General features: G+C 39.5%; 13 protein-coding genes and 1 tRNA gene. 6 read left to right on the forward strand and 8 right to left on the reverse strand.

Features of this window, described 5'->3' with window-relative positions:
• Positions 1-274: 274 nt before the first annotated feature.
• Together MM239_RS03325 and MM239_RS03330 are read left to right on the forward strand one after the other, a co-directional pair.
• On the forward strand, positions 275-9,907 hold the full coding sequence (locus tag MM239_RS03325) for a T9SS type B sorting domain-containing protein (protein ID WP_241346580.1): 9,633 nt from the start codon (positions 275-277) through the stop codon (positions 9,905-9,907).
• A 6-nt stretch (positions 9,908-9,913) separates the two neighbouring features.
• Positions 9,914-10,957 (forward strand): PorP/SprF family type IX secretion system membrane protein, encoded by a 1,044-nt coding sequence (locus MM239_RS03330; protein WP_262918426.1) that lies wholly within the window; start codon positions 9,914-9,916, stop codon positions 10,955-10,957.
• Between the two features lie 8 nt (positions 10,958-10,965).
• On the opposite strand, the gene pncA is transcribed toward MM239_RS03330, so the two are convergent.
• From pncA to MM239_RS03345, 3 genes are all read right to left on the reverse strand, one after another.
• Positions 10,966-11,580 carry a bifunctional nicotinamidase/pyrazinamidase gene (pncA, locus tag MM239_RS03335; protein WP_241346581.1) on the reverse strand — a complete coding sequence of 205 codons (615 nt, stop codon included), beginning with the start codon at positions 11,578-11,580 and terminating at the stop codon, positions 10,966-10,968.
• A 493-nt stretch (positions 11,581-12,073) separates the two neighbouring features.
• Entirely contained in the window at positions 12,074-12,988 is a 915-nt protein-coding gene (gene prs / locus MM239_RS03340) for a ribose-phosphate diphosphokinase (protein WP_241346582.1), read from the reverse strand.
• Positions 12,981-14,462, reverse strand: a complete 1,482-nt coding sequence (locus MM239_RS03345) for a nicotinate phosphoribosyltransferase (protein ID WP_241346583.1) — start codon at positions 14,460-14,462, stop codon at positions 12,981-12,983. The genes prs and MM239_RS03345 overlap by 8 nt, the downstream gene beginning before the upstream one ends.
• Positions 14,463-14,787: 325 nt before the next feature.
• Between MM239_RS03345 and MM239_RS03350 the strand changes: the two genes are divergently transcribed.
• Entirely contained in the window at positions 14,788-15,522 is a 735-nt protein-coding gene (locus tag MM239_RS03350) for a hypothetical protein (RefSeq protein ID WP_241346584.1), read from the forward strand.
• Between the two features lie 7 nt (positions 15,523-15,529).
• On the opposite strand, the gene MM239_RS03355 is transcribed toward MM239_RS03350, so the two are convergent.
• From MM239_RS03355 to MM239_RS03375, 5 genes are all read right to left on the reverse strand, one after another.
• Positions 15,530-16,267 (reverse strand): MIP/aquaporin family protein, encoded by a 738-nt coding sequence (locus tag MM239_RS03355; protein ID WP_241346585.1) that lies wholly within the window; start codon positions 16,265-16,267, stop codon positions 15,530-15,532.
• Between the two features lie 40 nt (positions 16,268-16,307).
• A complete protein-coding gene (gene glpK / locus MM239_RS03360; protein WP_241346586.1) occupies positions 16,308-17,804 on the reverse strand; it encodes a glycerol kinase GlpK in 1,497 nt (498 codons plus the stop codon).
• A gap of 40 nt (positions 17,805-17,844) precedes the next feature.
• Positions 17,845-19,422: a glycerol-3-phosphate dehydrogenase/oxidase gene (locus MM239_RS03365; protein ID WP_241346588.1), complete on the reverse strand. Its 1,578-nt coding sequence runs from the start codon at positions 19,420-19,422 to the stop codon at positions 17,845-17,847.
• A gap of 288 nt (positions 19,423-19,710) precedes the next feature.
• Positions 19,711-20,517, reverse strand: a complete 807-nt coding sequence (locus MM239_RS03370) for a DMT family transporter (RefSeq protein WP_241346606.1) — start codon at positions 20,515-20,517, stop codon at positions 19,711-19,713.
• A 211-nt stretch (positions 20,518-20,728) separates the two neighbouring features.
• Positions 20,729-21,385, reverse strand: coding sequence for an ABC transporter ATP-binding protein (locus tag MM239_RS03375; protein ID WP_241346590.1), 657 nt, complete (start codon positions 21,383-21,385; stop codon positions 20,729-20,731).
• Between the two features lie 140 nt (positions 21,386-21,525).
• On the opposite strand from MM239_RS03375, the gene sucC reads away from it, so the two are divergent.
• The 3 genes from sucC to MM239_RS03390 all read left to right on the forward strand — a co-directional run bounded on the left by sucC (position 21,526) and on the right by MM239_RS03390 (position 23,599).
• Positions 21,526-22,737 (forward strand): ADP-forming succinate--CoA ligase subunit beta, encoded by a 1,212-nt coding sequence (gene sucC / locus MM239_RS03380; protein ID WP_241346591.1) that lies wholly within the window; start codon positions 21,526-21,528, stop codon positions 22,735-22,737.
• A 160-nt stretch (positions 22,738-22,897) separates the two neighbouring features.
• Positions 22,898-22,971, forward strand: a tRNA-Arg gene (locus tag MM239_RS03385).
• A gap of 262 nt (positions 22,972-23,233) precedes the next feature.
• Positions 23,234-23,599 carry a cupin domain-containing protein gene (locus MM239_RS03390; protein ID WP_241346593.1) on the forward strand — a complete coding sequence of 122 codons (366 nt, stop codon included), beginning with the start codon at positions 23,234-23,236 and terminating at the stop codon, positions 23,597-23,599.
• Positions 23,600-23,688: the final 89 nt, after the last annotated feature.

Genomic DNA, 23,688 nt, shown 5'->3' on the forward strand with positions numbered 1-23,688 from the left:
TATATGATTTTTTATTCATATACTTAACTGATATGAGGTAATTTCAGAATAGTATTTTACACATTACGAAATACAATAATATTGTTTTGTAATCATAAAATACAGTATAACCTAACCGAAACCCTCTTATCTGTATTTGAAATCGACCTGTAATCTTGCATGAGCACCCTATTAATAGTTATTGCTTGATGAAAAGTGGGCTTTCTCCTAAATGAGTTATATGGTGAAATTATACCTTTTAAAGATAAATATTCTAATTCTATTCCTAACAACAATGGCTTGGCAAAACTCAATTGCTCAGTCAATGGAGGGGGACAGGTATGTTAGAGAAGAATGTTTAAGAGTTGCTGAATTTAGAGTAAGAGGTGGAGAAGCTCCATATACATATACATGGGAACTTAATGGAGAAATAATACAAGTTGATGAAAACCTTGGTCCTTCTGAAGTTAGTATTTTGACACAAGCTCAAAGAGGAACTTATATAGCTACAGTAGTAGATGCGAAAGGTGACATATATTCAGACACCTTTACTTTCCAAGGATCCTCAAACTTTACTCTTGATATAGAATTTTTGGAGGAAAATGAGTGTGATGGTATTACTTATGGACGAATCGAAGGAGTTATTAACAATGGTTTATCACCATTCATTGTTACCATATATGATGAATTTGGACAAGTTGTTCAATCTACTCCTATATCTGGAAACACAATAAATCTTTCAGGATTCCCTGCGGGGAGTTATGTCGTGGAGGTAGAAAATGCAAATGGTTGTGTTGAATACGACGAAGTCGAACTTGAAGAAATAGAGCCAATCGAGTTCGATGATGATGGAAATCTTGGAGCATTTCCTGTTACTTGTGAAGACAATGGAAGCATTTCATATAATATCCTTGGATATGAAGGTGAGGTTAGGTTTAGGATCAGAAGAGCTTCTGGAGGGTATGTCAACCCGTGGACAGTAGCAAATGGTGGTGAAGTAAGGTTTGATGGATTACCTATTGGAGATTATTTCTTGGAAATTTCGGATGCCTTCAGGCTTGAAAGCTGTCCTGAAGAGTTACCCTTTTCTATCATCGATGAGTCCCTATTCTACTTTGATAGTACACCAAGCAACATCACATGTTTCGGGGAATCTGACGGGAGCATTCTCTTTGAAATCACCCGAAACTATACAGATATCAACCCCCTACCCACTGAAGTCTATGTGAGTTTAACGAATTCCTCTGGTCTAACCATTGTTACTGAAGAGCTTGTCAATGTAGATGCTACAAGTGGTCAATATACTTTCACAAATCTCCCTGCTGACACCTATACCATCACAACAAAACATGGGGGATTAAACTACCCAGAATGTATGCAGACATTTACTGTAGAAATAAATGGTCCTCCTGCCCTACTAACTACTACTAGAAACGCTATCAATGTACAATGCTTTGGAGAAAGCACTGGACAAGCATCCGTAACTCCAGCAGGCGGATGGGGTGGTTACACTTTTGCCTGGGACAATGGTGCAACTACTTCACAAATAAGTAATTTAGAAGCAGGAAACTACTATGTAGACATCACAGATGCAGGTGGCTGTACGATTAGAGAAGAATTTGAAATCATAGGCCCGCCAGCAATCTTAAAAGCTGAAATTGAAGTAGTAAGAAATCTAACCTGTGTGGGATCTAATGATGGGATTGCAAGAGTTTATGATATCACGGGTGGCTATGGAGGATATACCATAGAATGGAGCATTGGCAACCAAAGTACGGAAGAAGCATATGACTTGCCTGAAGGTCAAATCTCGGTCACTATCACCGATAGTGAAGGTTGTTCTATAATTCTTTATGAAAACGTCACTGCTCCACCTGCTCCATTGGTGCTAGACTTCCCAAGCCCTGTCACTTGTTTTGGTGCTGATGATGGTAGCGTGAGAATTATAGTAGATGACACAGCAGCGTATGAGATTACTATAGGGAGCGAGACCTTATATGGTAGCGATGTTACGTTTGATAAACTCACTGCTGGCAACTATACAGCTGTAATCAGTTATGAAAATAGCTGTAAAATTTCCAGAAACATTACCATTGGGACGCCTTCACGCGTTCAAATTAATGCCACAAACCTCCAACGAGATAACATCTCCTGTAATGGCTTGGAAGATGGATCTATCTCAGGTCTCACGGCCAATGGCGGCACTGGCACTTTATCGTATCAGTGGTATATAGAAGATAATGGCAGCTACATAGAAATCCCAGAAGCTACAACTCTCAATTTAAACGACCTAGGAGTAGGCACTTATAAAATCGTTGTAACAGATGAAAATGGTTGTTTTGATGAGGAAATTTATACAATCACCGAACCAGATGCACTTCAAGTATCAGCCCCTACCACAACTCCAGTATCGTGTTTTGGTTCGCAAGATGGGTCAGTATCCTTCAATATCAGTGGTGGAAGAACTCCTTATGCCTACTCCTTAAATAATGGGACTTTTGTCAATACTTCTAATCAAAACATAACCATAAATAACCTCCCAGCAGGCACAAACAATACAATTGTCGTAAGAGATGCTAGTGGCTGTAGCTTGGATGAGTTTGAGTTTGACATTGATTCTCCAACGCAAATAGAAATTGACTTGGTGAGCATCACACCAGAAACTTGCTTTGGACAAGAAAATGGCTCCATCCAAATCGAAACTAATGGTGGGTCTGGAGGCTTGAAACACGAATGGTACATTGCTGGAGACTTTTCTACTGTGATTGCTACAACTGAAGACCTAACCAATGTAGGTCCAGGAAGCTATACTGTGAGGGTTTCAGAATTGACTAATGATTACTGCTATGTTCAAGAAACTTTTATCATACCCCCTACTCCTGCACTTCAAATAACCTTGGATGGCTCACCAGTGCACATCAATTGCTTTGGAGAATCCACTGGGGCCATCAATGTCCAAGCTAGTGGAGGTACTGGAAGCTATACTTATGAATGGACTGGATCAAATGGTTTTACCGCTGACACGCAGAACATCAGCGATATTCCAGCAGGGACCTATAGGGTTCGTGTTACAGATGAAAATGGTTGCTACGATGAAATTGTAGACATTCAGATTAACCAACCAGTGGCAGGAATTGAAATTCAAACACTCGCCTTGAACTCACCTTCCTGTCCAGATGCCAATGATGGTTCTATTCAAATTCAAGTGAGTGGTGGTACACCAGGATATAACATTTCATGGCAAAAGGAAAATGAAAATGGAGATTTTGAAAGTTTCCCTGGCGCATCACAATCTCTCATTGGGGTACCAGCAGGTACCTATAAGATCCTAGTTTCTGATGCAGCTGGCTGTATCCATGGACTCGAGATAATTCTTGAAGGCCCAGATCAAATAGTAGTAAATATTGAAGACCTTCAAAATGTCAGCTGCTTTGGTAGAAATGACGGTAGGATCAACATAGGTGTCACCGGAGGTACATTCCCATATTTCTACGAATGGAGTCATGGATTTATCAATCAAAACCCTCGAAATTTAGGAGAAGGAACATACAGTGTCACGATCACTGACGCAAGAGGTTGTATAGCCATACTTGAAGACATCGTCATCTCACAACCAGAAGAAGTTGCTATCAACATCATAGACATTAGCGAGCCTTCCTGTGATCATAACGATGGCAGAATAGAAGTTGAATTTGTAGGAGGAGATGCAAGCTTCGCCAGCCAATGGTATAGACTTCCTGACAATATTTTGGTTGCAGAAAATGTCAATTTCCTTGAAAACATCACACCTGGGGTATATAGCGTCACCTATGGAAGTAGCGCCACTTGTAGCTTCAGTAGAATCATCACTGTACCTGGCCCTACCAATCCATTACAACTGAATGTAAGCGCCCAAGACCCTACATGTGACAATGACAATGGGATCATAGCCATCTCTGCTGCTGGGGGAGTTCCCGGCTATCAGTTTTTTGTAACCGTGAATGGCATACAGGAAGAACTCACCTCCAATATCATTGCAAACCTGGAGGCTGGTGACTATGAAGTTACTGTAAGAGATAGCAGAGGATGTGAAGTAAGCAGGTCTATTACTATCAGCAACCCTAACCAACCAATCTATGACATTGAAAAAATTCAGGATGTCAGTTGCTTTGGAGGCAATGATGGGATTATAAAATTTGAAACTTTTGGAGATTTTAGTGAAATTACTTTCCAATGGTTTAGAAGAGAAACTACAGGAACCAATACACCTATAGCCTTAGATCAACTAGATGAGTTAATTGCAGGACGGTATTTCGTAAGGTTTACTTATGACAATAACTGTACCCTAGACTCTGATGACTATATCATTACCCAACCAGATGAGATTATTGTAATTTCTCAAGTTGAGCAATTGACTTGTTTTGATGACCTAGGTCAGATCATACTAAACATAACAGGGGGAAATCCCGACAAATCCATTACCCTAACTGGAGACAATGGTTACACCAATACCATTTCAAATTTCTTCACAGGAGCAGCTGAATTTGAAAATTTACCAGCTGGAATTTATACTTATACAATTTCAGACCCTAATTGTACTCCATTCAATGATGATATAGAGATATTCAGTATTCAGCAACCTGTTTTCACTTTTTCTAAAACCGATGTCTATTGTTTTGGTGATGAAACTGGTAGCATTGAGATTATTGATATTGACGTAGAGACTAACAGAACATATACCATAATCCTGAATGGTACAAATCGTGGTATGCAAACTAGCTTTACCAACTTACCAGCTGGCATTTACACTTTGCAATTGGTCGATAACTTTGGCTGTGAATCTCTCACCCAAAACATCACTATAAATCAACCCACAAGACCGCTTCAAATCTTCAACCTAGCTACTGTAAACAATACATGCTTTGAGGGAACTGAAGGTGAAGTCTCATTCGAGATTTTGGGAGGAACCGAACCCTATACCTATACCCTGACAGGGAATAATGGATACAGCCAAAATGCTTCCGCACTACAAGAGGGTGATATTTATGAGCATACAGATTTGCGCGCTGGTCTTTACACCCTTACCGTACTAGACCAAAATGGCAATTGTCAAGCCGTAGAAACCTTCTTTATCTCAGAACCTACAGAACTGACGCTTACGGAAAATATTGGAGAGATCGCTTGCCCTGGTGATGTTACATTTATAGCGTTGACAATGAATGGAGGCACACCCCCTTATCAATATGTTTGGGAAGCTTGGGATTCAAATCTTTCTGTATGGACAACTCGTCCTAGTACAAGTAATAGACTCGATGATATCACACCTGGGCTATACAGGTATACAGCCACAGACCAATATGATTGCACTGAATTTAAGAACGAAATCACCATAGATGAAGCTCCTCCGGTATCAATAGACTACGACAACGACGATATACTTTGCTATGGTGGATCAACTACCGTAAGGCTTACAGCTAGCAGACCCGGAGCTACCAATTTCACCTTTTTTGTAAATGGAAATCAAATTTTCGGAAATACATTTACAGCAATTGCTGGGTCTTATGAAGCTTATGCACTTGACAACAGAAACGGATGTGTATCTGATCCAATCACCATTGAAGTAAATCAACCAGATGCTCCTCTTGCTTATCAAATTTTGGATGTTAAGGACCTTAGCTGTTTTGAAACTGGGGACGGTGAGATTTCATTTACCTTGACAGGAGGAACGGCTCCTTATCAAATCCAATTTGGAAGTGAGACGAGAACAGCTGGGGAAAATGATGCGGTAACATTTAGTGGTTTATCTGCAAATGTACAATACCTTATCAATGTAGAGGATGAGAATGGCTGCTTGATTAATATTCCTCCGATCACACTTAATCAACCTTTTCCACTTCAAGCCAACCATAACATTACTCCTATCCAATGTTTTGACGGTGAAGGAAGCATAGCTGTACAAACAACTGGCGGAAGAATTCCTATCACAATCACGTGGGAATATGCCGAAAATGGAGTTGATTTTATTGAAATGCCTTCTTTGGAAGGGCAGTTCAATGCCTTGAATCTAAAATCAGGAACATATAGATACACCATAGCAGATGCAGGAGGATGTACTTCAATGGACAATATAGTAGTACTTGATCAGCCTACGCAGACCACGCTTGATTTCGTTGTGGAAGATGTGAGTTGCTATCAGGGAAATGATGGTGTAGTCAGGCTTATTCCTTCTGGAGGACCTTCAGCTAGCTATCAGCTATACTTCAACGGCAATTTGGTAAATGGCACAGAAATCACAGGTCTCTCAGCTGGAACATATGAAGCATTCGCAGTAAGTGGCGGTTGCCCATCCGATAGAATTTCAATAGTGGTCTCTCAACCTTCGGAAGCATTGAGGGTATCGCTAGACTATCCAAATGAGGTCTTTTGTCACAATGACGAATTCATTATAGGTTTAGAAATCTCTGGAGGGAATGAAACATATGAAGCATCCATGGGGCAAGACTTCTTCCCAGTAGATGGGTCAGGGCTATTTACCTTTGAAAATATCTTACCAGGAACCTATACGATTGAGGTCAGAGATCAAAAAGGCTGTTCTTGGACTCGTACCATCACGATTGCTAATCCCCCAGCCTTAGAAATTGATTTAATATCATTAGAGCATGTAAGTTGCCATGATGGGGAGGATGGATCTTTGGATGTTTCGGCTCAAGGAGGTTCAGGTCAACTTTCATTCGAATGGCGAGATGAATCGGGAAATGTGATCGGAAACAATTCTTCTATCTCTGGATTAAGCCCCGGAATTTATCAAGTTACTGTATCAGATGAAAGAAATTGTTTCATCCTAGAAAACTTTCAAATAGACAATATAGACCCAATTTCCATTGAAGTAAATAATGTCAACCATGTGCTATGTCATGGTGGCCGGTCAGGAAATTTCTTGATCGAAGCTAGTGGAGGAAATGGAGATTATATTGCTTTTGTCAACAACATAAGAAGTGATAATTTATCAATCAGCAATTTACAAGCAGGCACTTATGAAGTCTATGTTGAAGACCGTAAAGGCTGTGTATCTCCTACAGTCGAAGTAACTATCACAGCACCAGACCCAATCGTAATTGATATCGATGTAACTCCTATCAGCTGTTTTGGTGCCAGCGATGGACAAGCCGAAATAACAGCAAGTGGAGGGACAGAACCATACACCATCAGGTGGTCAGATGGTAGCACAGATTGGAGCAGAAATGATTTAATGCCGGGCATATTTGAGGTAGTCATCACAGATAGCAATGGATGTGTGGCAAGAGAAAACCTCATTGTCAGACAACCCGAGCCATTGAACACTACAGCACAAGTCAATCCAGTAAGCTGTGTGGGTGGAAATGATGGAAGTATCAGTCTTACGCTAAGTGGTGGAACTGGCGTGATAGAGGTAAATTGGTTTGATGATGCTAACAATCCTATAGGAGAAGGAACATTGATAGAAGACCTTCTAGCAGGGACATATAGAGCGGAAATAGAAGATAGCAGAGGTTGTAGCATCAGCAGAACATTCATCGTCACAGAGCCATTTGAAGCTATTCAAGTCACTCCATTTATCGGAAATGTAAGATGTTCAGGAGATAGCAATGGAAGAATTGACCTGATCGTCACGGGAGGCACAGCTCCATATACTTACGAATGGTCAAACGGAGCAAGTACCAGAAACATCAGCAATTTGCAAGGTGGAATTTATCAAGTCAACATCACCGATGCCAATGGTTGTATTTTCACAGATGAATATCAAGTACTCACTCCTGATCCAATCAACATTAATTTGGTCAGCCTAGAAAATGTAAGCTGTAGTGCAGGAAATGATGGCAGCATTCAAATTGCGATAGAAGGTGGCACAGGTGATTATCAAATTCAATGGTCTACAGGTGATCAAGGCCTCACTATTGAAAACCTCATGTCTGGCATGTATACCGTTTTTGTGTTTGACGAGAACACTTGTTTTGCTTCAGAAACTTTCTTCATCACACAGCCCGATGCGCCTCTATCCGTTCAAGCAAATATTCCAACTGAAATATGCAACCCAGAAGACAGCTTGAATGTTACCTTGAATGTACAAGGTGGAACTGCACCTTACTCCTATTTGTGGTCAAACGGCGCAACCACCGAATCCATTCAGAACATCCAACCAGGGGAGTATGCTGTAACTGTAACTGACAGTAATGGCTGTACTACCTTCATCGAAATAGATGTACCTTCCCCAGCTCCTGCCATGCAACTTACACTTGAAGGCACCACGGCCATTTGTTCTACTGGAGGAAGAGCTGAAGTCACTGCAAACATTTCAGGCGGTGTAGCTCCATACTCTTACCTTTGGTCTACAGGTGCTAGTGGACCAACTGCGTCTAATCTTATCCCTGGTAATTATACCTTGACGGTAACAGATGCCGCTGGTTGCTCCATTTTTGAAGAAATAGAAATACTACCAGCACTTGATCTAGCCATCAGGTTGGATGAGTTAGATGCTGTCTCATGTTTTGGTGCAGCTGACGGACGAATCAGCATAACAACTTCGGGGGGGCTTGCGCCTTATGAAATAATTTGGAGCCATGGCCCCAGAGATGTCACTACAGTTGCTGGTCTAGAGGCTGGAAACTATACAGTTACCATTAGAGATGCAACTGGCTGTAATACTACAGCTACATACAATATTCGGGAGCCAGAACTTCTTTCCTACAGAGAAGTAGTGAATAATGTATCCTGCTTCGGTGCAAACAATGGGGCTATAGAGCTCAATGTCACTGGTGGTACAGCGCCATATACCTACAGATGGTCTAATGGTTTCAATGGCAGAAATCCTAGAAATCTAGCACCTGGCATATACAGTGTAGTGATTACAGACAGAAATGGATGTAGCACAGGTGGGAGCTTCGGCATTTCTGAGCCTTCAGCCCTTTTGTTAGAATCTGATCATAGCCAAGAACTGAGTTGTCATGGTGACATGTTAGGCTTCATCAACCTCAATATTTCGGGAGGTATGCAACCCTACCGAGTGATTTGGTCGGACGATGATCAAGTTGATAGCTTCAATAGAGCAGGTCTTGCAGCTGGATCATATAGCGTGACAATAATCGACGACAACAACTGTATCGTCGAAAGAACCTTTGAAATAAGAGAGCCCGAACCCCTTCAAGCGAGTTTACTTCACAGGTTTGACATAGATTGTGAAAACAAAACTTTGACAGGAATAGCTTGGCTAGAAATTTCTGGTGGAACCTCAGCCTATGAAATCAGCTGGTACAATGGTGATAGCAATACTACAGAAACACAGTTTTTCCAAGGAGGAGAAGTATCAGCAATCATCACAGATGCCAATGGTTGTCAGTTTGAAATCAGTGATCAGATTGAACTTCCACTTGTTTTTACAGATGCTGACTTTGTCTACACCATACCCTCTATTGGTACTACTGGAGAGATTCTTGTCCATGATGAAGTACAATTCATAGATAGGACATTAGGAAATGTAATTGCTTGGGAGTGGGATTTTGGAGATGGAAATGGTAGCACATCACAAAACCCAAGTCATACCTACTCCAGACCGGGTACTTATCAAATTAGACTCAAGACTTTTGACATATTTGGCTGTGTGTCAGAAGCTGAAATTGCTGTTGAAGTATTGGCTTCTTATAGAGTTATGATTCCGAATGCCTTTACACCAAATGGTGACGGAGTCAATGATCTTTTCTTCCCGAAAGTGAGAGGAGTAAAAACCTATGAATTCTACATTTTCAACAAATGGGGTGAGTTAATCTATACTAACATGAATGGAGAGGATGAAGGATGGGACGGTCGATTGAATGGTAAAATGAGTCCGAATGGAAATTATGTCTATAAGTTAGTCTTTGAAGCAGAGGATGGTGAGAAAGGAAGTCAAACGGGGGTATTTACACTTATCAATTAAGAAATCATGAAAAATCCATCGATCATAAAGTCATTCTTTATCTTCATGTGCATTTTATACATGAAGGGGACAGTATTCGGGCAGGATGTACAGTATACGCAGTTTTATGCAGCACCACTTTACCTAAACCCTGCATTTACAGGAGCATCAGAGCTTACTCGGATTGGTGCAAATTATAGAAATCAATGGCCAGGACTTGATCATTCTTTTAATTCCTATTCAGCATACATCGATCATTATATGTTTGATATCAACTCTGGTGTGGGTCTGATTTTCAATGCAAACAGAGAAAGTAAAGCAAAACTTTCTACCAATGAAGTGGGCATATCCTATGCGTACAGGTTAAAACTTGGTTTTGATTCCTTTTTGCGAGTAGGTGGTCAGGTCAGCTATGTAAATCGTGATGCCTATTTTGGAGATTTAGTCTTCGGAAATCAATTGGACATCAACACTGGAGGCATAGGTAGTGACAGTGGTGAATTATTTTCTGATGATTATCGCCATAGCTTTATGGATTATAATTTTGGTCTGCTTTACCACACCGAAATCTATTGGCTAGGAATCTCAGGCCATCACCTTTCTCAACCAAACACTTCATTTATTGATGGAAATATAAGTAAACTACCTATGAGATTATCAGCGCATGGCGGGATAAAAATTGACCTTGGTGAAGGGTTTATCAATAATTATTACAGCAATACCCGTCAGGAAAGAGCAGCTTTTTTTGCTTTCAACTATAAGCATCAATCGCCTTTTAATCAGCTTGATATTGGGACACAGTTTTTTATACAGCCTTTGGTTTTGGGCGTTTGGTACAGAGGTTTCCCTGTGAAATATGCTCTGCCAAACAATGAGTCCATTGCCGGCTTAATTGGGCTAACATTAGAAAGTGGTCTCGACATAGGCTACAGCTATGATTTTACATTATCCAAAATGGGAAATCTTCAATCAGCTGGAGCGCATGAAATCTCTATCAGGTATTCATTCCTGTATGGAGATCCAAATCAAAGGAATAGAAGAAGTACCATTATCCCATGTTTTAGATTTTAAAAAGTGCTTTAGAGGATTTCTTCCGAATGTGTAATCACTGCACCAGCATTTTCCATTTCAATCATTGCTTTAACAAAATCATCTGGATGGATATTGACAGCCTTTGTGGCATCTAGGATCAGGTGAACCTCAAACCCCTCACTTAAACCATCCAAAACGGTAAACTTTACGCAATAGTCCTCCGCCAATCCACAGATAAAAATCTCTTCAATCCCATTATCTTTGAGAAACTTACTAAGACCAGTATCGCCCTTTTTATTATTATCAAAAAATCCAGAATAGGAATCTACTTTTGGATTCATCCCCTTTTGAAACACCGCTTTCCATTTTTCTTGATTCAAATCTTTATGAAATGATGCTCCAAAGGTATTTTGAACGCAATGCACTGGCCACAAGATCTGTTGAATACCATCGAGTGAGACAAATTCCCCAGGTTTCTTATTTTCATGATTAGTAGCAAAACTCCCATGATTCTCTGGATGCCAATCTTGTGTAGCCACTATAAAATCAAATTTTTCTTGAAGTTGATTTATGATTGGAATAATCTGGTCTCCTTCTTTTACAGCTAGAGTGCCACCTGGCAAAAAATCGTTTTGTACATCTACTATAATTAGTCCTTTCATAGGTTCTCAAGATTAGAGGATTTTTTTAAGATTGGAAGATTACAAAAATATAAAATTGTTTGGGAGGATTTTTAAAATTAGAAGATTACTGGCAACAAAGATTTGAATGTTGAAATGAACAACCCCTATAAACCCATCGATATCACAACAGAGAAACCGCATTTAACAATCTCCAAGCAAAAGTATCCTTCGAGGGTTCTTTTCGCTAAGACCGTAGGTCTAATTTGGCTAAATGACATCAACTCCAGCTTAAGCCCTCGAAGGATTTTTCCAAAAAGCAATTTCCATGGATACTTTGGTACGAATTTCTATTTCAACACCAGTTTCAAAATATTTCAGCGTAGCTACAATTCACCAATTTGTCTATCGCAGGTTAGCGTATATTTCAAATGTATATTGGGTCAATCCATACCCCTCAACCTTCCTTTTTCATCCTTCATCCCCAATTGGACAATCAAACGAACAGGCTTTCTCCTTTCTCCTCAACCTTCTCTTACAATGCTCCCACTATCAAATCAGCTACAGTTTCCACACGAAGTATTTTTGAATTCAAAGTGTGGCAATTCACATGAGTATCAGTCGCTATTACTTTTTCTATTACGCCAGATGCCTCTATTTTCTCTAATGCTTCGTTAGTAAATAAGCCGTGAGTTGTGATGGTATAAATCTTATTTGCGCCAGCTTCTTTATAGGCTTTTGCCGCATTTATCAATGATCCTCCTGTACGGATCATGTCGTCATAGATTACTACATCTTTACCATCGACATCAGCAGAGATACTCGTCACAGCAGTCTCATCACCTGATATCCTTCTTTTGAACACAAAAGCTGCATCTACACCCATGTCATTGGCTAATGACTCTACCCATTTAGCTCTCCCCGCATCTGTGCATGCCATTACAAAACCTGGAGATGCCAATTCCTTGGCTATCTTGATCACAATTGATTTGCAATAAATATGATTGATCAAAACCTGTCCTTCAAAATAATGAGGAATGCCTTCTGAATGAAGATCAAAAAACATGAAATGATTACCTTGACTGGTTCGAGGTAGAGAAGAAAACATAACAGCTCTCGATTTTGCTGTCACCACTTCTCCAGCTTTCACGGCTCTTTCCATGGTTGAATAGCCAAAATAGGGAAACACTATAAAGATGGATTTGGCACCATATTTTATAAGTGCATAGGCCAAATCGTAGATTTCAAGGGTATCTCCATCTGAGATAGTCCCTCCAATTAGGACCACATCTTTTTCATATACCGAAGTGATGATTCTTTGATACCTTTCTCCATCTGGAAAATGTTTGACTTCTATCTCCCCCTTTTCAAATCCACCCAATCGAATCACTTCATCCCTCAAATAACTGTATGCTTGTGTAGAAAAAATAATTTTATCTCTATTACTCATGTTCATAATTTTTCATTTTGAATACTAAGTCTGTTCTCAACTTGTAAAGCTGTTCCTCCAATCCTACTGGGTAGATATGAGGATTGATCAATCTTTTGTGAGCCTTGTCAAAATAAGAAAGACCTGTCTTTGTATTTTCTTTAATCTCCTTTATTGATGGACTGATATATACTTGCTTACCACCTAAAAAAATCTGCTTCAACAAATTGACTTCTTCCAAGTCCTCCACATTCAATTTTTTACGTTTAGTGGGGTCTGTAGGATCGATAATGGTGATTTTTGATTTCTCTATATCAGAATCTTTCAAATACAACATATCAGCCATAGCTTTTCCATGCTTCAAAAACCGCTTTACTTGATGATCTCCAGGCACATTTATTTTGATTGATTGTTGTGAGACTTTCACTTTAGGCTCCCAAAGTCCAGCATCACTTTTCAAAGCTGCTAATTTGTAAACAGCTCCAAGTGCTGGTTGGTCGTATGCTGTCACTAACTTTGTTCCAACACCCCAGGTATCTATTGATGCTTCTTGGAATTTTAGTGAGCTGATGATATGCTCATCAAGGTCATTACTTGCCACCACTTTGGCATCTGGGAAGCCAGCCTCGTCGAGCATTTGCCGTGCAATGTTGCTGAAATAAGCCAAATCCCCAGAGTCTATCCTCACTCCAAGCATTTCCTTTCCTTTAGTCCTTAACACCTTACCTACTTCTATGGCATGCTTGATCCCAGTCTCTGTGTCATAAGTATCTACTAGAAATATACACTTACCAGGAAATGCGTCAGCATAAGCGTGAAAGGCATCTATCTCGGAATCAAAAGACATAATCCAACTATGCGCATGTGTACCCGACACAGGAATACCAAATAGCTTCCCTGCCATCACATTGCTTGTAGCAGCACACCCTCCAATATATGAAGCCCTACTTGCCGCTAATGCGCCGTCGATACCTTGTGCTCTTCTTAGCCCAAACTCCAAGACGGAATCTCCTTTTGCGGCAAGTGAAACTCGTGCCGATTTGGTTGCTATAAGCGTCTGGAAATTGATGATATTCAGTAGGGCCGTTTCTAACAATTGACATTGTATCAACGGTCCTTTGACCTTAACCATGGGGGTGTGTGGAAATATAACCGTCCCCTCCTCTACTGCTTCCAAGTCGCATGAGAAGCGCATTTTTTTCAAATACTTGATAAATGCTTCTTCAAAAACAACTGACCCATCTGAGTTTGTCATTCCTGACAAGTATTCGAGATCGTCTTCATGAAAATAAAAATTGTTACAGAAATCAATCACATATGCCAGACCTGCTGCTATGGTAAACCCACCATGGAAAGGGTGCTTTCTGAAAAATAAGTTAAAAATTGCTTCTTGCTCTGCTTTCCCCGATTTCCAATATGCGTATGCCATGGTCAATTGGTAGAAATCAGTCAATAATGCAAGAGAGCCTTGGTAAAGATCTTTTGTAATTTTCATTGGCCAACAAACTAGTACTTCAAATGTAGTGTAAAATGCCGAATTCAAGAGGAAATTTTAGCTATATGGTAATTTAAATCTTGATGTCAATTAGAAAAAGTTAACTTTCCAATTGATGAGACTTCTTCCTTCCTTCATGTGATCACTATTACCTAACTTTATAGAGGTAACAATTCATCAAATAAGCCACTTCAAGTAGCTTTGATTTATACCTTGCTAAATTTTGATAAAACCTTAGGATATCAGCCTAATTTACCAGTTTTTTTACTGAATTATAAAAAATGGCTGAGCTTTTGATAAGCGATTTGATTATAACCAATTTATTATGAAAAGAATATTTAGCTTACTCACCATTGTATTGATTTCAACATTAGTATTATCGATTTCATCTTGTTCTTCTGAAGATGAAATCCCAGGAATCGGAGAAGGAAAACTTGGCTTTGCACTTAAATTAAAAGATGAAGGCTCTTCAAATGCCGAGGCAAGAACCTTGGCTTCAAGATTGAATATAATCGATGGATTTATTCAAGTCAAAGAATTGGAACTTGATGTAGAAGGTAGAAATGAGAATGGAAGATTCGAAAGAGAAATCGAAATCAAATTCAAAGAAATCAAAAAAATATCACTAGATAAATTCAATCCTGATGCAGATTTTTTCATCAACATTCCTGAAGGAGAATATAGAGAGATCGAAGTAGAATTAGATCTAATCGATTACAGAAATGAACCTTCAATTTTTCTATCTGGGTCATTCACCAAAGAAAATGGCAACTCAGTTCTGTTGAGATTTGAACATTTTGGAGATGATATAGATTTTGAAGTAGAAATAGAAGGGAGAAATGGAGCATATTTCTCAGTAGATAGAATCAACAATCCACTTGCACTTTTGGAGATCAATGTAAACAATTGGTTCACTAATGTCACTGATCAAGAACTAGAAAATGCTACCCTGACAGATGGAATAATTGTCATCAGCAACAATCAGAATAGAGATATTTATAGAAAAATCACCAATCGAATAGAAGCTACCTCTGACATTGAGATCACACTTAGAGATTGATTAGAAGCTATTTCATCAGTAATCCAGCAAGGAATGCTGCTATCACCCCTCCTAAAACAGGGCCTACAATAGGAATCCAAGCATAATCCCACTTACTTGAACCCTTTTGATAGATAGGTGCCAAGGCATGAAAAAGCCTTGGCCCCAAATCTCTCGCTGGGTTGATCGCGTACCCTGTCGTTCCTCCGAGGCTAAGTCCAATCACCCAAACCAAAAACGCTACTGGTATTGCGCCAACGGCACCCAGGCCAATAGGTGTACTACCCTCATCTGTCATTAACTCAGCATCAGTAATAAAGAATATTACAAAAAGTAGAACAAATGTGCCAGTCAGCTCCGCAACTAAATTGAGAGGAGCATTTTTTATAGCTGGACTTGTAGCAAAAACTGCAAGCTTCGTATTTGAATCTTCGGTTCGGTCAAAGTGATCCTTATAATTCACCCATGTGATAAATGCACCGATAAAAGCTCCAAATAATTGAGCTAAAAGATACCCAGGGACTAAACTCCATTCAAAAGCTCCATAAACTGCAAGTGATATAGTGACTGCAGGGTTGAGATGAGCACCACTGTAAGGAGCTGCAACCACCACACCAAGATAGACTCCCAAAGCCCACCCAGTAGAGATCACCATCCAGCCTCCGCCATGGCCTTTGGTGTCCTTTAAGATCACATTGGCAACTACAGAACAGCCCATTAAGAGCAAAATGGCTGTAGCAATAAATTCAAAAACATATGCTTCCATCAATAGAGAACTTAGGGTTTATTATTTCAAAAGGTTATCTTCAATCTCTTTTTGTCCAAAACTGAATAGTTTTGATAGCATGTTTCCAGTCAGCTATTCCTCTTTCAACTTTTGAACGGTCAGGATTAGGTTCGTATGTTTTATCTTTTTTCCAAAACTTACTAATTTCTTTGGTATCCTCCCAATAGCCAACTGCCAAACCAGCCAAAAATGCAGCTCCAAGGGCGGTAGTCTCAGTAATATCAGGACGAACCACATTGACATGCAAAACATCAGATTGAAACTGCATCAATATATCATTGATAGTCGCTCCACCATCTACCCTTAGCTCCTTGATTTCCAAATCACTATCTGCTTGCATTGCCTCTAATACATCCATCGTTTGATAAGCAATAGCATTCAGAGCTGCTCTTGCAATATGGGCGTCTGAAGTATTCCTAGTCAATCCAAACAAAGTTCCCCGAGCGTAAGCATTCCAATATGGGGCACCAAGACCAGCAAATGTGGGTACAAACACCACTCCTTCTGTATCCTCAACTTTTCCTGCAAGCTCTTCTACTTGTTTGGAGGACAGGATCACACCTAACTTATCTCTTAACCATTGTACTACAGCTCCTCCTACGAAGATACTACCTTCTAGTGCGTAAGTGGTCTTATCTCCTATCTTCCATGCAATGGTCGTCAATAAACCATGTTCTGAAATAACAGGTTTCTTTCCTATATTCATCAGCATAAAGCAGCCTGTTCCATAGGTATTCTTCACCATACCCTTTTTTGTACATTGCTGACCAAACAAGGCCGCTTGCTGATCTCCTGCAATACCTGCTATAGGTACCTCATGGTCTAAAAATTCACACTTTGTATTACCATAAACTTCACTGCTGGCTTTCACTTCTGGAAGCATCTCTATAGGTATTTCGAATAAGGAAAGTAACTCTTCATCCCATTCCAATGTGTTGATATTGTAAAGCAAAGTTCTAGAAGCATTACTTACATCTGTGACATGTACTTCACCCCCAGTAAGCTTCCACACCAGCCAAGTATCTATCGTACCACAAATCAGCTCACCCTTTCTTGCCCTATCACGCGATCCCTCTACATGATCAAGAATCCACTTTATTTTAGTTCCTGAAAAGTATGGGTCTAACAATAAACCAGTTTTATTTCTTATAAGGTCATCTTTTCCAGCTGTTTTCAACTCTTCACAATAATCAGAAGTCCTTTTATCCTGCCAAACAATGGCATTGTAAATTGGCTCGCCAGAGCTTTTATCCCAAACAAGCACCGTCTCTCTCTGATTTGTGATACCTATAGCTACCAGATCTTTAGCACTCAAATTAGATTGCCTAATCGCTTGAGCCGTCACTTCCGCTTGTGTTTCCCATATTTCAATGGGATCATGTTCTACCCAGCCAGCCTTTGGAAAATATTGCTTGAATTCTTTTTGGCCTGTAGAAATAATTTCTCCTTTGTGATCAAAAATAATGGATCTAGAACTAGTCGTTCCTTGGTCCATTGCCATTACGAATTTATTCATGTTATCAAGGTTAAAATTGGGCTATTAAAATCTCTGTTTTCTAATTCGTCAAGATATATCCATCTGCTAGCTTGGAGAAATACTCAACCTCCTGCTCGATCCAATCACGGTCTTTGTGTAGCAACTCAGCCATCATTTCTGCCACCTTTAGAGCACTTGATTTTGCAGCTTTGGCATCCAGAAACAATAATCTGGTCCGACGAGCCAGTACATCTTCTACATGAAGGGCCATTTCGTTTTGAACAGCAAATACCACTACTTCCATGCAATATTCATGATCTGGGTGTAACTTCTTTTGATAGTGATTATTTGATTGACGTAAACTCTTGAGTTCCTTTTGGTCACTTCCATAGACATAATATGGGTCATTAAAATCTACATGAGGCGAATTTACATTTCCATGAATAGCAATTTCTGCACTTCTACAAGTCCTATAAGGTAGCTTTTTCAATGAAATCAGCTTATCAATGATATCCTCGGCCATTTTTCTATAAGTAGTCCACTTCCCCCCTATCATCGTCAATATTCCAGAATCAGACATCACTATTTTGTGACTTCTTGATATTTCTTTAGTTTTTTGATTTTTGTCTGAAGGCGCTGCAAGAGGACGAAGACCTGAAAAAACAGACTTGACATCCGCTTTGGTAGGCGCAATCGACAGAAATCTTCTGGCGGTATCTAATATAAACTTCACCTCTTCTTCTAGTGGTTTGGGTTCATAGGAAGTCGATTCAATCAAAGTATCAGTAGTACCCACTATAACCTTATTGTGCCAAGGAACAGCGAACAAGACCCTTCCATCAGAAGTTTTGGGTATCATCAACGCCTGATCTGTTGGCAAAAACTTTCTATCCAGCACCAGGTGAATTCCTTGACTGGGGACAATCATTTTGCCTGAATCTGGATTATCCAAACTCATAACATCATTGGTAAAGACACCAGTTGCATTGACGACTGTTTTGGTATGTATTAAAAAACTTGCTCCACACTCCTTATCTATTCCCTTTACGCCTATAACTTTACCTGCCTTATCTTTTTCAAATCCTGTGACTGGGAAATAATTGAGCACAACAGCTCCTTGTTCTACAGCTGTTTGTGCCAGATTGAGTGCCAGTCTAGCATCATCAAACTGTCCATCATAATAAACTACTCCGCTACTAAGTTTAGCTTGGTTAATGGTTGGAATAGCTTCTATGGTTTGGGTTCTCGAGATATACCTTGTTTTGCCTAAGCTCAATTTCCCGGATAAAAAATCATACACAGAAAGCCCGAACTTGTAATACCAGCCTCCCCACCAAGTGTAATTTGGTATTACAAACTCCTGCTTTTTAAACAAGTGAGATGCATTTTTTGACAAAATCCCTCTTTCTTTCAATGCTTCACGAACTAACCCAATATCGCCATTGGCCATGTACCGCACTCCTCCATGAACCAACTTGGTACTTCTACTCGATGTTCCTTTCGCAAAATCATGGGACTCTAGTAGTAGGGTTTTAAAACCTCGACTCGAAGCATCTACAGCTACCCCCAACCCCGTGGCACCACCTCCGATGATTATCACATCCCAATCTTGATTCTCTCTAATTTGCTCAATAGCTAAAGACCTATCAAATTTCATTGGTAAATATCTTTTTAATTGGATTTAGGGTTTTTTATTCGAATGATAAATTCTAATAAGCTTTGATCTATCTTTAGAATTAAAGTAAACCAAATGCTAATAACATACTCTTCCGATCTTGAACTAAGGAAAATATTTCGCTTGGAAAAAAACCTAACTAAAAGACCTATTTCCAAACCAAAGTATTCAATCCCTGGCATATTTTAAATGTATCTTAAAAATCGCTGTTATCCAAAAAGTTGAAAATGTAAATTGAATCTTGAATACATCAAGGCTAAAATATTGTCTTTACTTCTTAGAAGTCAGATTCAGCAAGACTCCCCCCAGCACCAACAACATACCCAAATAGGTTATCAAAGTGTAGGTTTCATCAAAAACAAAGAAGCCAAACCCCAAGGCATAAATAATCCCAATATAGCTTAAACTTGAGATTTTCGATAGGTTGGCATTTTGATAGGCCAAAGTCATAAAATATTGCGCTGCTTGAGTCAGTATGCCTACCACAAGCAAGACTAACCAATCCCAACCTACTGGCGCCACCCAGATAAAATATGAAATCAGAGCAGCAATAGGTGTAGTTATCAAAGGGAAATAGAACATGATCACCAGTGGATGCTCGGTGTTTTTCAACTTACGGATCACATTATAAGCCACTCCCATAGCCAGAGAAGCGATCAAGCCAATTGACAAATCAAATAATGATATTCGTGGATCAAATCCTTTTATAATCAAAACACCAAGGAATGAAACACCAAAATAAAGGTACTTACGCTTTGCTACTTTTTCTCCAACTATAAAAATCCCAAGAATAGTCGTGAAAATAGGCGCTAGATAGTTGATCGTCACGGCACTTGCTAGTGGAATGGTCTGGAGATTGTAAAAAAAAGCAATCAGTCCAACAGATCCAGCAACTCCTCTAGTGATCAGCAAGCTACGATTATTGCCAAACAATGGCACTTTTAGGCGCTTTAGAACTATAAAAGTCATGAAAAAACTCAGCACTGATCGAAATAGAATTATCTCAATAGCGGGGATATGGGGAATCAATTTTACTGACACATTCATCAAGGCAAATAAAAACCCCGCCAATAACATGTGCTGAACACTCTTTTTACTCAAAGCTATTTACTTGATTATTTGTATGATCACATGAAATTTATTAGATACACCTTAATTAATTCTGTTTTCAAATTTTCTCCATATTTTGATACAAATAACTAGATCGTATCTTTTGAATTTTGAAAGGCTTTTACACAACCTCATGGTACTAGATAATAGACAACAATTAAATGATTCTTTTCTTAGATTAGTTCAATACTATCCTACCATCCTGCATGGTCAGCATCCTATCTGCCATCTCTGCAAGCTCTTGGTTGTGAGTGACGATCACAAAGGATTGCTTGAATTCATCTCTTAGCTTGAAAAAAAGGTGGTGTAAATCTTCTGCACTTTTAGAATCTAAGTTACCACTTGGCTCATCAGCGAAGATGATCTTCGGATCGTTGATAAGTGCCCTTGCCACTGCGATTCGCTGCTGCTCACCACCAGAGAGTTCCGATGGCTTATGCTGAAGCCTTCCAGCTACCCCGAGAATAGACGCCAATTCATGGGCACGTTTTTTCAATTCTACCTCTGACCTACCTGCAATCAAACCAGGGATAATGATATTTTCCTCACCAGTAAACTCAGGAAGCAAATTATGGAACTGAAAAATAAAGCCAATTTCCTTATTTCTAAAAGCGGCTAACTTATCTCCTGAAAGTTTGCTCACATTGACATCTCCTACAAACACTTCTCCTTTGTCTGCTTCGTCTAGCGTTCCAAGGATATGAAGCAATGTACTTTTACCTGCACCAGAGGCTCCTACGATAGACACTACCTCCGCTGGACTGATCATAACATCCACACCCTTAAGAACATGTAAGTCCCCGTAGTATTTTTCTATTCCTTTGGCTTGTAGCATGGTATCGTTTTTTATGAATGGCAAAGTTAATTCAAAATCTATCAATGAATCAAAAATGCCATATTTTTACCAAAAAGAGATAGACTTAGCTTGAAAAATCAAGACGAAGGACTTAACTTCGTGCAAAAATTTTCTCAAGGATGAATATACACGAATATCAAGCAAAAGAAGTTTTAAAAAGTTATGGTGTAAAAATTCAGGAAGGCATCGTAGCAGAAACCCCTGAAGCCGCACTTGAAGCAGCCAAAAAACTCAATGCAGAGACAGGCACTTCATGGTATGTGATCAAAGCACAAATCCATGCAGGTGGACGTGGAAAAGGTAAAGTTCAGGAAACAGATTCAAATGGTGTAGTTTTAGCCAAAAAACTTGAAGATGTAGCTGAGAAAGCCAAAAACATCCTTGGCGGTACTTTGGTAACACACCAAACGGGCCCTGAAGGAAAAAAAGTAAACAAGGTATTGATCGCTGAAGATGTATATTATCCTGGTGATTCAGAACCAAAAGAGTATTATCTTTCTATACTTTTAGACAGAGCCAAAGGTTGTAATGTCATCATGGCATCTACAGAGGGGGGAATGGACATCGAAGAGGTGGCAGAAAAAACTCCAGAAAAAATTATCAAAGAGTGGATCGATCCTAAAGTAGGTCTTCAAGGATTCCAAGCTAGAAAAGTAGCTTTCAAATTGGGCTTAGAAGGTAATGCCTTCAAAGAAATGGTGAAATTCATCTCTGCGCTTTATGCTGCATATGAAGGAACTGATTCTTCTCAGTTTGAAATCAACCCTGTATTGAAAACATCTGACAACAAAATCTTGGCAGTAGATGCAAAGGTAAACTTGGATGATAATGCCCTGTACAGACACAAAGATCTTGCGGCATTGAGAGATTTGGAAGAGGAAGATCCTTTGGAAGTAGAAGCTGGAGAATCAGGACTTAACTATGTGAAGCTTGACGGTAATGTAGGCTGTATGGTAAATGGTGCTGGTCTTGCTATGGCGACTATGGATATGATCAAACTTTCTGGTGGAGAGCCTGCAAACTTCCTAGATGTTGGTGGCGGAGCCAATGCTACTACTGTAGAAGCTGGTTTCAGAATCATCTTGAAAGACCCTAATGTAAAAGCTATATTGATCAATGTATTCGGTGGTATCGTAAGATGTGACAGAATTGCAAACGGTGTAGTAGAGGCTTATAAGTCCATCGGAGACATCAGAGTTCCTATCATCGTGAGACTTCAAGGTACGAATGCTGAAGAAGGTGCGAAAATTATCGATGAGTCAGGATTGAAAGTTTCTTCTGCCATCACCTTGAAAGAAGCTGCTGATAAAGTAAAAGAAGCTATTTCATAATTAGAAATTACTACCGCTTGATCGCTTAGTATTGCAAGAAAATATAAGAGATCATTTGGTTCGTAAATCATAAAATGAAAAGGCTATCTCTCTTGGTATGTCAAACTCAATCAAAATACCGAGTTTGAATTAAATCAATGAAGATAGCCTTCTCTACCATGCGCTCGTAGTTCAACTGGATAGAATATCGGATTTCGGCTCCGAGGGTTGAGGGTTCGAATCCTTCCGAGCGCACTAAGGTCCTCATTAAAGTTTTCAATCACTTAAATATCTTTTAATTGGATATTTTAATGCACCTTTTGATCTTTGATTCAAAAAGAAGCATTCTACCTGTGATTTTTCAAGGAGATTTTATGCTAATTGTTTACAGATTGGATTTCAATCCAGCCAAACAGTACTAGTTTCTGAATATTCCCAGATTGAACAAACCTTTGCCCCTGAAGCATTGGCCTTGATCAGTAACTGGATCATAAAACAAGCTAAATAGCATAGCAATATGAAAATTGACTTAGAAGAAAAATTCGCCAAAATACATCATCACTGGCATCCTTATATAGTAGGAGAATTGAATGAGAATTTCGTGAAATTAGCCAAGCTTAGCGGAGAGTTGGTTTGGCATAGCCATCAGGAAGAAGATGAAATGTTTGTGGTGTTAAGCGGCACATTGATGATGGACTTTAGAGATGGTAACACCATAACCACAAAGCCTGGTGAAGTTTTGATCATACCGAAGGGTGTTGAACACAGGCCATGGACTGACAACGGAGAAGAAGTAAAAGTCATGTTGATAGAGCCCAAAACTACTCAACATACTGGTGACTTAAAAGTAGAACAAACTGTAGAAAAACTGGAGTGGATATAGGGGGGGTTAATAAAATTCAACCTCTTATGATCCAAGTATAACAACAAAAGGAAGGGAGCTCCCCTTCCTTTTGTTGTTATTGATAGAAA

Origin of the sequence: Belliella filtrata (assembly GCF_022549775.1) — a bacterium.
Taxonomy (GTDB): domain Bacteria; phylum Bacteroidota; class Bacteroidia; order Cytophagales; family Cyclobacteriaceae; genus Belliella; species Belliella filtrata.